The sequence below is a fragment of the Streptococcus sp. 10824 genome (assembly GCF_013276595.1).
GTDB classification, from domain to species: Bacteria; Bacillota; Bacilli; order Lactobacillales; family Streptococcaceae; genus Streptococcus; species Streptococcus pseudopneumoniae.
On sequence record NZ_VMLH01000068.1, the window covers coordinates 1 to 14,755 of the forward strand.

15 protein-coding genes and 2 pseudogenes are annotated in these 14,755 nt (G+C 42.1%); 1 reads left to right on the forward strand and 16 read right to left on the reverse strand.

Features of this window, described 5'->3' with window-relative positions; translation table 11 throughout:
* The 4 genes and pseudogenes from HT701_RS06465 to HT701_RS06480 all read right to left on the reverse strand — a co-directional run.
* Nucleotides 1–264: pseudogene (locus HT701_RS06465) on the reverse strand (transposase family protein); the annotation flags it as partial.
* A gap of 57 nt (nt 265–321) precedes the next feature.
* A complete protein-coding gene (locus HT701_RS06470) occupies nt 322–2,562 on the reverse strand; it encodes a DNA internalization-related competence protein ComEC/Rec2 (RefSeq protein ID WP_119919568.1) in 2,241 nt (746 codons plus the stop codon).
* Nucleotides 2,546–3,196: a helix-hairpin-helix domain-containing protein gene (locus HT701_RS06475; protein WP_000387332.1), complete on the reverse strand. Its 651-nt coding sequence runs from the start codon at nt 3,194–3,196 to the stop codon at nt 2,546–2,548. The genes HT701_RS06470 and HT701_RS06475 overlap by 17 nt, the downstream gene beginning before the upstream one ends.
* 67 nt (nt 3,197–3,263) lie before the next feature.
* A complete protein-coding gene (locus HT701_RS06480; RefSeq protein ID WP_000443735.1) occupies nt 3,264–3,833 on the reverse strand; it encodes a GNAT family N-acetyltransferase in 570 nt (189 codons plus the stop codon).
* Between the two features lie 170 nt (nt 3,834–4,003).
* Here HT701_RS06480 and ald point away from each other — a divergent pair, with 170 nt between their 5' ends.
* Nucleotides 4,004–5,116, forward strand: a complete 1,113-nt coding sequence (ald, locus tag HT701_RS06485; RefSeq protein WP_119919569.1) for an alanine dehydrogenase — start codon at nt 4,004–4,006, stop codon at nt 5,114–5,116.
* A gap of 300 nt (nt 5,117–5,416) precedes the next feature.
* Here ald and HT701_RS06490 read toward each other — a convergent pair.
* The 12 genes and pseudogenes from HT701_RS06490 to tmk form a co-directional block, all read right to left on the reverse strand.
* Nucleotides 5,417–5,742, reverse strand: a pseudogene (locus HT701_RS06490) (TfoX/Sxy family protein).
* Nucleotides 5,743–5,744: 2 nt separating this feature from the next.
* Nucleotides 5,745–6,245, reverse strand: a complete 501-nt coding sequence (locus HT701_RS06495) for a GNAT family N-acetyltransferase (protein ID WP_000566988.1) — start codon at nt 6,243–6,245, stop codon at nt 5,745–5,747.
* Between the two features lie 192 nt (nt 6,246–6,437).
* Nucleotides 6,438–7,406, reverse strand: coding sequence for a PhoH family protein (locus HT701_RS06505; protein ID WP_119919570.1), 969 nt, complete (start codon nt 7,404–7,406; stop codon nt 6,438–6,440).
* Between the two features lie 84 nt (nt 7,407–7,490).
* Complete coding sequence (locus HT701_RS06510) at nt 7,491–7,706, reverse strand: YozE family protein (protein WP_001232084.1); 216 nt, start codon at nt 7,704–7,706, stop codon at nt 7,491–7,493.
* Between the two features lie 8 nt (nt 7,707–7,714).
* Nucleotides 7,715–8,569 carry an RNA-binding virulence regulatory protein CvfB gene (gene cvfB / locus HT701_RS06515; RefSeq protein WP_001095471.1) on the reverse strand — a complete coding sequence of 285 codons (855 nt, stop codon included), beginning with the start codon at nt 8,567–8,569 and terminating at the stop codon, nt 7,715–7,717.
* Between the two features lie 59 nt (nt 8,570–8,628).
* Nucleotides 8,629–9,186, reverse strand: coding sequence for a ribosome recycling factor (gene frr, locus HT701_RS06520; RefSeq protein WP_001262225.1), 558 nt, complete (start codon nt 9,184–9,186; stop codon nt 8,629–8,631).
* A gap of 8 nt (nt 9,187–9,194) precedes the next feature.
* A complete protein-coding gene (gene pyrH / locus HT701_RS06525; protein WP_000002996.1) occupies nt 9,195–9,932 on the reverse strand; it encodes a UMP kinase in 738 nt (245 codons plus the stop codon).
* An 83-nt stretch (nt 9,933–10,015) separates the two neighbouring features.
* Complete coding sequence (gene trmFO, locus HT701_RS06530) at nt 10,016–11,350, reverse strand: methylenetetrahydrofolate--tRNA-(uracil(54)-C(5))-methyltransferase (FADH(2)-oxidizing) TrmFO (protein WP_000083733.1); 1,335 nt, start codon at nt 11,348–11,350, stop codon at nt 10,016–10,018.
* A 474-nt stretch (nt 11,351–11,824) separates the two neighbouring features.
* The gene (gene rsmI / locus HT701_RS06535) at nt 11,825–12,703 is read right to left on the reverse strand and encodes a 16S rRNA (cytidine(1402)-2'-O)-methyltransferase (protein WP_001166876.1); all 879 of its coding nucleotides are present in this window, start codon (nt 12,701–12,703) and stop codon (nt 11,825–11,827) included.
* 2 nt (nt 12,704–12,705) lie between these two features.
* Complete coding sequence (gene yabA / locus HT701_RS06540) at nt 12,706–13,023, reverse strand: DNA replication initiation control protein YabA (protein ID WP_000358228.1); 318 nt, start codon at nt 13,021–13,023, stop codon at nt 12,706–12,708.
* Nucleotides 13,024–13,062: 39 nt separating this feature from the next.
* A complete protein-coding gene (locus tag HT701_RS06545; protein WP_119920008.1) occupies nt 13,063–13,953 on the reverse strand; it encodes a DNA polymerase III subunit delta' in 891 nt (296 codons plus the stop codon).
* Nucleotides 13,950–14,588, reverse strand: a complete 639-nt coding sequence (gene tmk / locus HT701_RS06550) for a dTMP kinase (protein WP_000033362.1) — start codon at nt 14,586–14,588, stop codon at nt 13,950–13,952. Before tmk ends, HT701_RS06545 begins: the two co-directional genes overlap by 4 nt.
* Nucleotides 14,589–14,755: the final 167 nt, after the last annotated feature.

Below are 14,755 nucleotides of genomic sequence, written 5' to 3' on the forward strand. Positions count from 1 at the left end.
AGTTACTTCAACCCATTGATTCCGATGGGTTAAGTTGCTTTCGTGGATACCAAAATCAGCCACAATTTGTTCATAAGTGCGGTATTCTCGCACATATTGAAGAGTGGCCATAAGAAGGTCTTCTAGGCTTAATTTAGGTTTTTATCCATCTTTTGCGTGTTTAATTTTTAATACAGCTAACATCTCTTCAAAAGTCGTGCGCTGAACACCAACAAGACGATTAAATTGTGCATCAGTTAGTTGTTTACTTGCTTCATAATTCATAGAACTATTATACCATATTTTGTTTCGCAGGAAATCTAATAATAATATTTATCTTTCCTATCGAACACTTTCTATTTCCCAACTTTTCCAACCTTTAAACCGTATAGCTCCTTGTTGGTCAGTTCGGTAAACTTTGCTATTGATACCTTCCAGTCGGGTCAAAGTTTCCTGATGGGGGAGTTTCGTTCGATTGTTCTTTCCAACTGAGATGAGAGTGATCTCTGGTTTGAGCTGTTCTAGAAAGGCTGAACTTGATGATTTTTTAGAGCCATGTTGGCTAGCTTTCAAAACATCCACCTCTAGGTCAGGATATTGCTTCAGCATGTCCTTCTCTCCTTTCTCCCCCAAATTTCCAGTAAAGAAAAAGTGCTTATCCAAGAATTTCCCATACAGAACCAGTGAATCTTCATGACCTCCATCTCCAATTTTCCTTGGAGATAGGACTTCTAGCTGACTTCCAAAAATGGGTAAGTTCTCTCCCACTGACACACTACGCACCTTGGTTTGAGTCGCCTGTAGTTCTGCCACAAATTCCTTCTGTTTTAGACTGCCTTTGGACACTAAAATTTCGCCTACATGGAAAGCCTTGGTCACCTCCAACAAATCTCCAACATGTTCCTTGTCCGTATTTGTCAAAATCATCTGGTCAATCTTGGCTACTCCTCGACTTTTTAGATAGGGAATTAAGGTTCGCTGAGCATTACTGGTCGTCGTCTTTTCTTGCCATTTTTCAATTTTCTTATCAGATTCTGCCTTACCACCGACATCTATGAGAATGGTCTTACCAGTTACATCCTTTAGGAAAATACTTTCGCCTTGCCCCACATCCAGCATGGTAATTTCATTTTCCAGTGGATGCTTGATCAGGAAAAAGAGACCTGTAATCAATAAGCTCAATACCGTTAGCTTTTTAATGTTTTTTCTCAAATCATAGACTAAAGCCAAAGAAATTAATAGTAGTATCAACAGCCATGCATTGGGTTGTCCAAAGACCAGAGGTCTACTTGCCACCTGTGATACCAAGCGAATCATTCCCTCCAACCATTCAAAAATAAAATTCAGCTGAATAACTGGATAGAGAAAGGAAAGGGCAAATAAGATAGACAAGAGCGGTAAGAAGACCAAGTCAAATAGAAAGGAAAAGACAAAGGTCAAAAGAATGGACCAAGGTTGAAATTCCGCAAAATAGAAGGATAGAATGGGCAAGATGCCCAAAGAAATGACTAGACTTTCTCTGGCAACAGCCTTGAGTCTATCCTCTTCTTTGCCGGTCATGGTCAGGATAAAAGCATAAGCGCAGGACAAGACTCCTCCTGCTGTCAAGAAAAGGTTGGGCATGACAATAAAGAGAATGAGCACCGTTAAGGCAAAATTATCCAAGCCCTTAACACCATGTTGAGCCAGTAACTTTTGCAGGAGACTGCGAATGACCGAGGCTGAAAATCCTGTCAGCCCTGCGTAGATAAGGGAAAAGGGATAAATCAGCCATTTCAACTTTTCTTGGGTCAAGCCCAATCGAAAGAGAAGTTTCTTAAATCCATCCATGAAAAAGCCTACCTGCATACCCGACAAGGCAAAGAGGTGGATAATTCCTAGACTGGAATAAAGCTCATTCATCTCCTCAAAATCTGTGTCCAGATGCCCTAACAAGAGACCTGTCATGTAATTGCGCATAGGGTCTGGAAAATGCGTCTTAATCCAAACTACAGCCTTACGGCGTAAACTGGACAGGTTTTCACCTATATCCCAACTGCCGACTTTTTGAAGCGACTGGATTCTTTTGATATTGAGAGTCTGGTAAATCCCCTGAGTCTTCAGATAGGCTTGATAGTCAAAGCCACCAAAATTTCTCTGCCCTTCTGGCTCCGAAAGCTTCCCTTCTAGTTCTATATCATAAAGGTCTGTCAAGGCTTGAAAGGCTTCTTTCTCCTCCTCGGACTGGACTTTATAATAAACTTGAAAAATACGTCCATCAGACTTGCCACGAAAGGATAAGCTATCACCATTAACCTTAATAGTATCAGGCAAAATCCGTACCCTTTCAACAGAATCCGCCAGATTTTGACTCGCTTGGCTCTGTTGCCAATTTTGAAACAGAAACCAGAAGCCAAAGACTCCACAAATCACTAAAACTTTGCCTGTTGATTTCCATGGAAATTGGAAAAAGAGACAGACTAGCAGAAAAACAAAGCCCAACAAAGCAAGATAGGATGCTGAGAAAATAGCGTAATAAAACCAAAGTAACAAAAAACTCAGGTAAATTAGGGGAATGGGGATGTTCTTAATCCACTGTAACATAGTCTTTTAGCTTTTCTATGGTCTTAGCACCAATGCCAGAGACCTTCTTGAGTTCATCAATCGACTTGAATTTCCCATTTGCCTCACGATGGTCTATAATGTCCTGAGCTCGTTTTCCTCCCAGTCCCTTAACCTGTTTAAGCTCTTCCAGACTGGCCTTGTTGAGATTGACCTTCTTTTCCTTGCTTGTTGAAGAAGCTGTCCCCGAACCAGTCTGTTGACTAACTGCTTCTTCTCCCTTAGTAGGAACGTAAACCAGAGCCTCATCACTAACTTTCTGAGCTAGATTGAGCGACTTGCTGTCTGCTTGCTCTGTCAAGCCACCAGCCTTCTGAACAGCATCATTGACTCGACTACCTACAGGCAAGTCATAAATCCCTGGCGATTTGACAGCACCTTTGACATCTACTGTGATTAGATCTTGTTCAAGGGGTTCTTCCTTCTCTTCCTTGTTCACTTCCTTTTCGGATACCAAATCCTTGGAAACAGCTGCAACTTCAGCCTGCAAATTCGTTTCCTTTACAGGTGTTTGTGGAGCTGGCTTTAGCAGGAAAAATCCGCCTACAAGCAAGCCCAGACCAGTACAGATGACGATGATTTTATACTCTTTGATTTTCTCGATAATTGCTTCCATATTTTCTCCTCTCTTAGATTATTCGTAAGAGGAAGAAAAAACAGTCGAAAAATTTCTTTTCAACTGCTTATTTATTTGCAAAATAGTCTTCCTTGGTCAAGACATAATGAACTCTTGTCACGATTCGGCCTTTTTCATGCTGGTCCATACAAGCATAAGCTTCTTCGTGGGAAAAACGCATGCCTGATTTCTCCATAACCTTTCCTGACGCGGGATTAGCCTTATCGTGTAAAGCAACTAACTTATTCATTCCTATCTTCTCAAAAGCTAGCTCAATTACGGCACGATTGGCTTCTGTCGTCAATCCTTGATTCCAATACTTTTTATTGATAATGTAGCCAATAGCTGCCTTCTTAAGAACAGGATCAATCTTGTGCAAGTCAATGGTTCCGATAAACTTGCCGTTATCTTTTAATTCAATCCCCCAGCGTCCCAAGGGATTAGCCAAGTAGAACTGAGCAATATTATTCTTGGTTTCTTCTACATTTTGATTGGTTGAAAAAGTGTAACGTGTATTATCCTTGTCCGAGGCATAGTCAAACATTGCTTCCGCATCATTCAAAGTTACAGGTCTAAGCAACAAACGCTCTGTCTCGACTATGGGATACTGAGCTAGTTTTAAAAAGATTGATTCCATACTTCTCCTCCATTTAAAAATATTTTCTACCAGTCTAGCATAAAAAATAAGTTACAACAAATTTTTCTTGCTTTTTAAAGCGGTTTCATATAGAATAAAATCATCACCTTATTTTATAGATAATGTGATAAATCATTTACAACCCGTCAATAGAAAGGGAGTTTTTCTCTATGTTAATCGGAATTCCAAAAGAAATTAAGAATAATGAAAACCGTGTTGCCCTCACACCTGCTGGTGTCCACAGTTTAGTCGGCCGTGGTCATCGCGTCCTTATCGAAACAAATGCTGGTCTCGGTTCTGGCTTTACTGATGCTGACTATCAAAAGCAAGGAGCTGAAATTGTCGCTACTGCTAGTGAAGCTTGGGCTGCAGAGTTGGTAGTGAAAGTAAAAGAACCACTAGATTCTGAATATGGTTACTTACGTGACGACCTGCTTCTCTTCACCTACTTGCACATGGCCGCTGCTCCAGAATTAGCAGATGCTATGTTGGAATCAAAAACAACTGGGATTGCCTATGAAACTGTCCGTGATTCCCAAGGTCAATTACCACTCCTCGTACCTATGAGTGAGGTTGCAGGCCGTATGGCAGTCCAAATCGGGGCTCATTTCCTAACTAAGCAAGCAGGAGGTTCTGGCGTCCTACTAGGTGGTGTACCGGGTGTACCTAAAGGGAAAGTAACCATCATCGGTGGCGGTGTCGTAGGAACCCATGCTGCTCGAATTGCGCTTGGTCTTGGTGCTCAAGTAACAATCCTTGATATCAGTGCTAAACGTCTCTCCGTTTTAGAGGAGGTCTTTGGTCACCAAATTCAAACTCTCATGTCCAATTCATTTAACATCGAAGCCAGTGTGAGAGATGCGGATGTGGTGATTGGGGCAGTTCTCATTCCAGGTGCCAAAGCACCAAAATTGGTGACAGATGAGATGGTCAAACAAATGCGTCCAGGCTCTGTCATCGTTGACGTTGCTGTTGACCAAGGTGGCCTTATCGAAACATCTGACCGTGTGACAACGCACGATGAACCCGTCTATGAAAAACACGGTGTTCTCCACTATGCCGTTGCCAATATACCTGGTGCGGTTGCTCGCACTTCAACCATCGCCCTAACCAATGTCACTCTTCCTTATATCGAAGCTTTGGCTGGCAAAGGATTCGCACAAGCAATCTCTGAAGATGAAGGCTTGCGTCAAGGTGTGACCACTTATCAAGGTTACTTGACTAGCCTACCAGTTGCTCAAGGACTTAATCGTGACTACACTGATATCAATGATTTAGTATAAATTTTGAAAAGAAAAGGGTGACTTCGCAAGTCCTACCCACTGTGCTTTGTGTCATCAGCTATTACATCGTTGGTTTATTGTACTGTATACTTTGCAACTGGAGACTTTCGTTCCAGACTCAATTGTGCATAAGAAACTCTAAATTGAATAAAGTCAACAGAGTTTCGCCCAACCACTTCGTCTTGTAATGACAATTATATAAACCAAAGGAAGCTGAGCTCTTTAGTCCCAGCTTCTTTTTATATATAAAATTTTACCCGTGCAAAGACAGGGCCTTAGCAGACTTCTTTTTTACTTCGTTCACCCTTGCTTTTTCTTTTTAGGTTTGGGCGTTGGCAGTTGGTTATACATAGCTAAAATCAGGTCTTATAGAAACATCTTATTATCAAGTTCTTCCACTCAAATCATTTCTTTGGCACCTTTGTATGGAAACTCAAAAGAAGATTGGTCAATCTTATCTAAGACTGCTTGCACGGGTTTAACTAAAAGCGATCGTCATAAATACCGCCAATAATCTTGCCGCGGAAGTAAAGAATATACTCCCCCATCATGGAACGGTAAGTCACATCATCTAATCCTGATAATTGTTCCAAAACAAATTCCAAATAGTTCTTACTTGATGCCATTTCTAATCTTCTAGGCTCTGTTCAGCGATAACAACCGTATAGAGTTCTTGCTTAACCTCGCATCCAATTGATTTAAAGCCCTGCTTTTCCCAAAAATGCTGAGATTGCGGATTTCCCTTAACATAAGCCAAACGTGCCTTTCGAAAGTTCTTAGCAAAATAAGCTAGTGCTTCTGTCACAATATGACTACCAATCCCTTTCCTCTGATAGGCTTGATCAACCATAAACAAACCAATAAAAACAGTCTCCTCATCAGGATATGCATAGACAAAATCCATAACAGCCACAAGGTCAGATCCATTCCAAAATCCAACAAAAAACTTATCAGCCTTAGCTTTACCTTCAGGTAGACAAAGCATGTCCTCTTTTACAGTTGCAAAATTTGGTTCTGGTGGACAATGCTGAAAATACAGAGGATTACTTTCATATAAAGATAAAATACTTGGAATATCCTTTTCAGTTAGTATCCTACAACTGTAATACTTAGATAGTTGGTCAATCATCTTTTCAAATTCCTACTTTCTTGTGCCCTGTGATTATGACACAGGAAGATGCACTGATCGTCATCAGCCACATAAAAGTTCTTTCCATCGTGCCTAATCGTTGTCTCAGACCTTTGGATAAAACCTTTAGCCTATACAACTGGATTTTCCTCTCTCAAAAGTATATTCTTTTGCAGGCGAACTTCCTCAAAATCAGTCGTGTGCAACTTCAGTAGAATATTCATAAGCTCGGATAATCTGAGCGACAACTGGATGGCGAACCACATCCTTGGCTGAAAAATGAACAAAGTCAATCTGATGGATGTTCATGAGCTTTTCTTGGGCATCAATCAAACCAGACTTGACATTGCGTGGCAGGTCAATCTGACTGATATCTCCATTGACAATCATCTTAGAATGAAAGCCTAAACGCGTCAAGAACATCTTCATCTGCATGATGGTCGTATTTTGCGCCTCATCGAGAATGACAAAGGCATCATCCAAGGTTCGTCCACGCATATAGGCAAGGGGCGCAATCTCGATAATTTCACGCTCCATGAGTCGAGTTGTTTGGTCTTTCCCCAGAATCTGATACAAGGCATCATAAACAGGTCGAAGGTAAGGATCTACCTTCTCCTTAAGGTCGCCCGGAAGAAAACCTAGACTTTCTCCTGCTTCCACCGCTGGACGAGTTAGGATAATCCGTTTGACCTGCCCACGTTTAAGGGCTGTCACTGCCAAGGTCACTGCAAGAAAGGTCTTCCCTGTACCTGCTGGCCCAATTCCAAAGGTCACATCATGCTGTTTAACACTGTCCACATAAAGTTTTTGACCTAGTGTTTTGACACGGATAGGCTTCCCTGTATTATCCTTGATAATTTCTTCTTCATAAAGGGCGACAAATTTGTCGATTTCATCGTTTTTGACCATGCTAATCGCAGTCACTACATCTGGTGTGCCGACTGTCATTCCACGATTTACCAAAACCATCAAGGCTTGAATAACTTGTCTAGCTTCCTCACAAGCTGACTCCCCCCCCAAGACTTGTACAATCTCTGTACGAGCATGAATCACCACATCAAGCTCTTCTTCCATCAAACGAAGATGGCGCTCATTGGAACCAAAAAGATGAAACAGGTCATCTGGATGACTCAGTTGAATGTCTATTGAATGTTCCTTCAAATAAAGAACCTCTCTAATCCTTTTATTTCTTTTTATTATAGCAAAGGGATGGAGAAATTACTAGCCCAAACCCAATGAATCATGCTAGTGTTCTAAGTATTCTTGCCAGATAGCGTCAAAGTCTCCTAGGTTAAAAGAGAAACTGGCATGTTCTTCCAAAAAGCGACTCACCTCATCAAAATCATCTGTGTGTTTTGGAAAAGCTGATTCTTCAAAGGCTAGGTCTGCTAGGATAGCTTTGGGACTGTTACTTTTAGGATTGCGCTCGGTCATGAGCCAAGTGTAAAATGATTTTCTCATATGTCACCCTAGATCAATTCTGTCCCAAACTGGTCTTGCTTGATTTTACCAGCCTTCATAAGACCACCTAAAACTTTCTTGAACTGACCTTTAGAAATGCCAAAGGTTGCCTTGATGTCATCTGGAGATGACTTATCATTCAAGGTCATGAAACCGCCATTGCTTTCCAAATAAGTCAAAATCATCTGGGCATCATTTTCCAACATTTCAAATGAACGTGGTTTGAGGGAGAGGTTCAGAGTGCGGTCCACTTCGCGGAAACCAATGACACGCGCATCTAAAACTTGCCCTAAACGTGGCTCTGCATAGCGCTCGCTAGGATGGATAAAACCAAGCATGTTATTTTCTGGCAGGTAAACAAAAGTTCCTGACAGCTTGAGGCGGTATACAATGGCTGGCCAGTTTTGGTTCTGCATGTTGTTGTAGGCAGGTCGAGCCAGACGTTGGAAGTCTTCTTGATAAGCCAAGAGTCCCCAGATACGATCTTTCTTGTCCACTTCAAGACGGATGTAGAGTTGATCACCCTTCTTAGGCCAGAGTTCCTTGAGCTCAGGGAGAATATCGAGTGACACAACGATTTCCTTGTCAGGAAGGCCTGTATCCACAAAGACACCCAAGTCTTTACGAACTTCTGTGACACGTCCCCAACCAAATTGGTCCTGAGTGGCAGTCACTTCTAGAGTTGTCAAGCGGAGTTTTTGCTTCATATCCGTGTAGGCAAAACCTTTAACCGTATCCCCTACTGTATGTTGACCTTCTTCCTTGGTAAGAGCATAGGTCTGGCCATCCTTTTGAACAAAGTAAAAACGGTCGTTTTCATCGATGATGAGTCCAACGATAAAACTTGCAAGATTTGTATTCATATTTCCTTCTTTCGAACAAAACTCAGCCAGCAATGCCAACTGAGTTTTTCTGTTTATTTTTAGACTTCCAAGAGTTCTTTCTCTTTGTTGGCAGTCATGTCGTCGATGTGTTTAACAGCATCATCTGTTACTTTTTGAATGTCTTTTTCAAGAGTCTTCAATTCGTCTTCAGTGATTTCTTTTGCTTTTTCTTGTTTCTTAGCTTCATCCATAGCATCGCGACGGATATTGCGGACAGCCACTTTAGCATTCTCACCGACTTTCTTCACTTCTTTAGCAAGGTCACGACGAGTTTCTTCTGTAAGAGCAGGGATAACCAAACGAATTACAGAACCATCGTTAGCTGGTGTGATACCAAGATCAGAAGCGTTTAAGGCACGTTCGATGTCTTTCAATGAAGACTTGTCAAATGGTGTTACCAACAAAACACGCGCTTCTGGAATGGTAATTGAAGCAATTTGGTTAAGAGGAGTTTCTACTCCATAGTATTCTACATGTACACGGTCGAGTAAACTTGCGTTGGCACGACCAGCACGGATACCACCAAATTCACGAGCAAGTGATTGGTGAGACTGGGTCATTCTCTCTTTAGCTTTTTCAATAATTGCGTTAGCCATAATCTTTCTTATTCCTTTTCTTCGATATTATTTGAAACTGTTGTTCCGATATTTTCACCAAATACGACACGTTTGATGTTGCCTGGTTGGTTCATGTTGAAGACAACCAAGTCAATGTCGTTATCCATTGAGAGGGTTGAAGCAGTTGAGTCCATGATACGAAGACCTTTATTGATAACGTCACGGTGGGTCAATTCTTCAAACTTAACGGCTGTCTTGTCCTTCTTAGGATCGGCATTGTAAACACCATCGACCCCATTTTTAGCCATAAGGATAGCATCCGCTTCGATTTCAGCTGCACGAAGGGCCGCTGTTGTATCTGTTGAGAAGTAAGGTGAACCAATTCCGGCACCAAAGATAACGATACGGCCTTTTTCAAGATGACGAAGGGCACGTCCACGGACATAAGGCTCTGCCACTTGTTGCATTGCAATAGCTGTTTGCACACGCGTATCAACACCAACTTGTTGCAATGAATCGGCCATCACAAGAGCATTCATAACAGTCCCAAGCATTCCTGTGTAATCTGCCTGAACGCGGTCCATACCTGCTTCTGCTGCAGGTTCTCCACGCCAGAGATTTCCTCCACCGATAACAAGGGCAATTTCGATACCTAAGCTATGAACTTCTTGAATCTCTTTTGCGATTGTTTGAACTGTTTGGATATCAATCCCTACGCCACGTTCACCGGCAAGGGCTTCACCTGATAACTTGATTAAAATACGTTTATACTTGGGATTCGCCATTTTCACTCTCCTTCTTTTATCCTACCTATTTTATCACAATTTCTAAGATTTTTATAGTATCATGAGCGATTCTTTCAAAAAAATTAGACAGTCAAAAATTCCTCTAAATCGCTGAGGGCACGCTCTGCAATTTTTTCATAACGAGCCTTCTTATCACGGATACGTTCGCCTTCCAACTCCTTGATAATCCCAAAGTTGACATTCATTGGTTGGAAATGTTTGCTGTCGGCATGGGTGATGTAATGAGCTAGACTTCCAATCGCTGTTGTCTCTGGGAAAATAGCCTCACTTTCACCCTTGAAGAGTCGAGCCGCGTTAATACCTGCAACTAAGCCTGATGCTGCGGACTCTACATAGCCTTCCACACCCGTCATCTGACCAGCAAAGAAGAGATTTGGTTGTTTCTTAGAACGGTAGGTCTGCTCCAGAAGATTTGGTGAATCCATGTAAGAATTGCGGTGCATGACCCCATAACGAACAAACTCCGCATTTTCAAGACCTGGAATCATTTGGAAAACGCGCTTTTGCTCTCCCCATTTAAGGTGGGTTTGGAAACCGACGATATTATAGAGGCTACCAGCTGCATTGTCCTGACGAAGTTGAACCACCGCATAAGGGGTTTTAAATTCTCCATCACGAGGACCTGTGTAGTCGTCTGGATACTCAAGACCGACTGGTTTCATAGGACCATAAAGCATAGTTTTAATGCCTCGTTTGGCCATGACTTCGATTGGCATACATCCTTCAAAGTACTTTTCTTTTTCAAAAGAATTGAGCGGTGCTTCTTCCGCATTGACCAAGGCTTCATGGAAATCCATAAACTCTTGCTTGGTCATTGGAGCATTGAGATAGGCTGCTTCTCCCTTATCATAACGAGATTTGAGATAGACCTTACTCATATCGATAGTGTTGACATCGATAATAGGCGCTGCTGCATCGTAGAAATAGAAGCCATCGCCATTATTAAGGGCATGAATCTTTTCAGCCAGGGCATCGCTAGTCAAGGGACCAGTCGCCACAACTGTAATAACATCTGTTGGCAATTCTGTAATTTCATCACGCACCACTTCAATCAAGGGGTGGTTGACCACTTTTTCGGTCACCATTTGAGAGAAACCATCACGATCCACCGCAAGGGCTCCACCGGCAGGAACACGTGTAGCCTCAGCAGATTCCAAGATAACAGAACCCAAGCGACGCATTTCTTCCTTGAGAAGACCAACTGCATTTGTCAAAGCATCCCCACGCAAAGAATTGGAACAAACCAACTCAGCAAAATTGTCTGTTTTGTGCTGAGGAGTCGACTTGACACCACGCATTTCATAAAGTTTAACTGGAATACCACGCTCTGCGATTTGGTAAGCTGCTTCAGAACCTGCCAAACCAGCACCGATAACATTGATATAAGATTGAGACACGACACTAATACCTCTTTGGGAGTGTGAAGTTAAGATTCACATTGAAAAAGCCAATCAGACTTACGAGCTTTCGAGTTTCTTGGCTCAGGCTGAAAAAGTCCATTGGACTTACTTCGCTCTCGAATTTCTTGGCTCAAGCTGAAAAAGTCCCCCAGACTTTCCTCGCTCTCGAATTTCTTGGCTCAAGCTGAAAAAGTCCCCCGGACTTTTTCACTCCCACAAATCTTTCTATTTTTTTCTTCTACTAGTATAACAAAAAAAGGGAAGAAGGCAAACTTCCCTGTTTATACTAAATGAAAATCAAAGAGCAAACTAGCCGCAGGTTGCTCAAAGCACTGCTTTGAAGTTGTAGATAGAACTGACGAAGTCCAGCTCAAAACACTGTTTTGAGGTTGTGGATAGAACTGACGAAGTCAGTAACCACACCTACGACAAGGCGACGTTGACACGGTTTGAAGAGATTTTCGAAGAGTATTAGTCATTTTCTTGATTTTCTTCCCAATCATGGTAGGCAGCGTAGAGCTGGCTTTTATTCCACTGGTAAATCTTAGCGACTTCCTTGATAGCTTGATTTTTCTTCATGCCTTGCTGGATACGGGCTTGGATTTCTAAGAACAAGTCCTCCTCGTCTTTTTCCTCCACATCCTGACTGGCACCTTCAACAATGAGAAGGCATTCTCCTTTAAGTGGCGTTTCAGCAATGCTTTCCAATAACTCAGAAATGGTACCGCGTTGGTATTCTTCATAGATTTTAGTCAATTCCCTGACCAAGACAACCGAGCGGTTACCGTAGACTTCTAACATATTTTCCAACGTATCTGCTACACGATGAGGCGATTCATAGAAAATCTGAGTTTCAGGATAATCTTTTTTCGAGTCGAAAAATTGCTTTTGCTGGCCTGATTTTCTCGGTAAAAAGCCGTAAAAGATATGTGGTTGTGGCGCTAGACCACTGGCAATCAAGGCAGAAATTCCTGCAGAGGCACCTGGAACAGTCACAACTGCAATTTCTTCCTCAATAGCTGCCTTAACCAAATCATGACCAGGGTCTGAAATGCTAGGCAAACCGGCATCAGAGACCTGAGCAATACTTTGCCCTGCTTTCAAGAAACCAATCAAATCAGGAATTTTTTCCTTGGCATTGTGCTCATGAAAACTGATCTGCTTGGTGGAAATGTCAAAATGCTTGAGCAAAAGCCCTGTATTGCGCGTATCCTCAGCAGCAATCCAATCTACTTCTTTCAAGGTCTGGATAGCACGAAAAGTCATATCATCTAGATTGCCAATCGGCGTTGCCACTAGATACAGCTTGCCATAGGGAGACTGCCCCTTAAAACTTTTTTGAATTTGCATGCCTACTCCCTGTATAACAACTCATCACAGAACATACATTCTTCGTCCTGCTCTCGACGTTGTCCATAAAAATCATTACATACGTGAAATCCATCACGGTAAATACGACGGACACTTTCGCGAACATGCTTGGCCTTGACGGGAGCGTCTGCTTCCACCTCACCCAAGCGTTCTCGCAACTTACTATTTTCCAAGCGAAGAGCTGTATTTTCTTCTACCAAGCTCTTGAGATTTTTCTTGATGGCTTCCACATCGGCTAAGGTTACCAATAATTGTTGGGAAAAATCATCCAGCGCGTCAAATAATTCTTTTTTGTCCATAAAACAGCCCTTTCCTTTCTTTATCATTCATTTTTGAGTTTATATTTCTTTCAAGACCAGATATTCCATGGCATTTTGAAAGCTGACATTAGCTTGCCACATTTTTCTAGCTTCTAGTAAATCTTGTAGAATCACTCTTACTCTTACCTGCAAGAGGTCCTGCCCACAGAGAACTTCAAGAATCCGTAAAACCTGATCCTGTTTTTCCTTATCATCTGCCAAGTTGGCTAATTTGGCAACCTGTAGATAACTTTCTTTTTTCTTAGCTACTAACCAAGTCAGCAGGCGTTCACTTTCATAGACCAAGGTCCAAAAACTTGCCTGATTAGCCAACTTTTCTGCTTCAGCTCGCGATTGACTAAACTTAGTTAAAAGAGTCGCTTTTTTCTTAACAAGTCCCATTTGTTCTAAGAGTAAGATAAGTTTTTCTTCTTGCTTTTTAAAGTGGAAGATCTGAGTCCGACTTCGGATTGTCGGTAACATCTTTTCCTCATCGCTAGTCAAGAAGAAAATATAAACTTCACTCTGGGGTTCTTCGATGACCTTGAGCAGAGAATTGGCTGCGTTGGGATGCATTTTATCCGCTTGCTCGATGATAAAGACCTGTTGCTGGCTTTCAATCCCTGCTTGAGAAAACTGTCCCACCAATTCCCGAATGCGTTCTGTCTTGATGACCTGATTGACTGGCTTAATCAAGGTGACATCTGGAAACTCTTCCTGTTCAATCAGCTTGCAACTTCGGCATTTCTCACATGGTAAGACGCCAACTTTATCCGTACAAAAGAGGCTCTTAGCTAAAAATTGCGCCATTTCCAAGCTTCCAAAGAAACCTGAAAAGAGATAGGCGTGATTGAGCTGGTCTTGTTCTAAGATACGGACAAAACGGTCAAACTGATCTGGTTGCCAAGCCTTTAGTTGATCTTGTTTCATTTGGCCAAGCCCATTCCGTCAAACAAGACAGCCTTGGTAGTTTCCACAACTTGCTCCAAAGGGAGACTAGCATCAATCTTGACAATGCGATTTCCCTCTTTATCCAGAAGAGAAAGGTAGCCTTGACGAACTTTTTTATGCAAGTCCAACCCTTCCAAATCCAAACGATTAACCTCGCGGTCACTATTAGCAGCAATACGAGCCAGTCCTTCTTCCACCTCGATGTCAAAATAGAGTGTCAAATCGGGTTTGAGGCCATCTGTCGCAAACTGATTGAGCCAGTCAATGGCTTCAATATCTAAGCCACGACCAAATCCCTGATAGGCAACAGAACTATCGATAAAACGATCCATAATGACCAGCTTGCCAGCTTCAAGGGCTGGAAGAACTTTTTCCACCAAGTGCTGTCTGCGACTGGCAATATAGAGAAGCAACTCTGTCTTCGCATCCATCTGAGTATGACTTGGATCCAAAATTACTTCCCGAATCTTCTCCCCAATCAAGACTCCGCCAGGTTCACGGGTCGTCAGCACCTCTACCCCTTTTTCCTCTAAAATTGGTAGCAGAGCCTCTAAAACACTGGTCTTTCCTGCTCCCTCTGGTCCCTCAAGAGAGACTAAAAATCCTTTTGACATGTCTAACTCATTTCTTTTTTACTACTTCTATTCTATCAAAAAAATAGGGGTTTGTGACAATCTTTTTGTCTTCTCATTTCATACTCAATGAAAATCAAAGAGCAAACTAGGAAGCTAGTCGCAGGTTGCTCAAAACACTGTTTTGAGGTTGCAGATGGAAGCTGACG

Coding starts and splice junctions, on each gene's coding strand:
- ald (WP_119919569.1), top strand. CDS start 4,004: ATGTTAATCGGAATTCCAAAAGAAATTAAGAATAATGAAAACCGTGTT.
- HT701_RS06480 (WP_000443735.1), bottom strand. CDS start 3,833: ATGGAATCAATCTTTTTAAAACTAGCTCAGTATCCCATAGTCGAGACA.
- yabA (WP_000358228.1), bottom strand. CDS start 13,023: ATGGACAAAAAAGAATTATTTGACGCGCTGGATGATTTTTCCCAACAA.
- HT701_RS06510 (WP_001232084.1), bottom strand. CDS start 7,706: ATGAGAAAATCATTTTACACTTGGCTCATGACCGAGCGCAATCCTAAA.
- pyrH (WP_000002996.1), bottom strand. CDS start 9,932: ATGGCGAATCCCAAGTATAAACGTATTTTAATCAAGTTATCAGGTGAA.
- cvfB (WP_001095471.1), bottom strand. CDS start 8,569: ATGAATACAAATCTTGCAAGTTTTATCGTTGGACTCATCATCGATGAA.
- rsmI (WP_001166876.1), bottom strand. CDS start 12,703: ATGCAAATTCAAAAAAGTTTTAAGGGGCAGTCTCCCTATGGCAAGCTG.
- frr (WP_001262225.1), bottom strand. CDS start 9,186: ATGGCTAACGCAATTATTGAAAAAGCTAAAGAGAGAATGACCCAGTCT.
- tmk (WP_000033362.1), bottom strand. CDS start 14,588: ATGTCAAAAGGATTTTTAGTCTCTCTTGAGGGACCAGAGGGAGCAGGA.
- HT701_RS06545 (WP_119920008.1), bottom strand. CDS start 13,953: ATGAAACAAGATCAACTAAAGGCTTGGCAACCAGATCAGTTTGACCGT.
- HT701_RS06470 (WP_119919568.1), bottom strand. CDS start 2,562: ATGTTACAGTGGATTAAGAACATCCCCATTCCCCTAATTTACCTGAGT.
- HT701_RS06475 (WP_000387332.1), bottom strand. CDS start 3,196: ATGGAAGCAATTATCGAGAAAATCAAAGAGTATAAAATCATCGTCATC.
- HT701_RS06495 (WP_000566988.1), bottom strand. CDS start 6,245: ATGATTGACCAACTATCTAAGTATTACAGTTGTAGGATACTAACTGAA.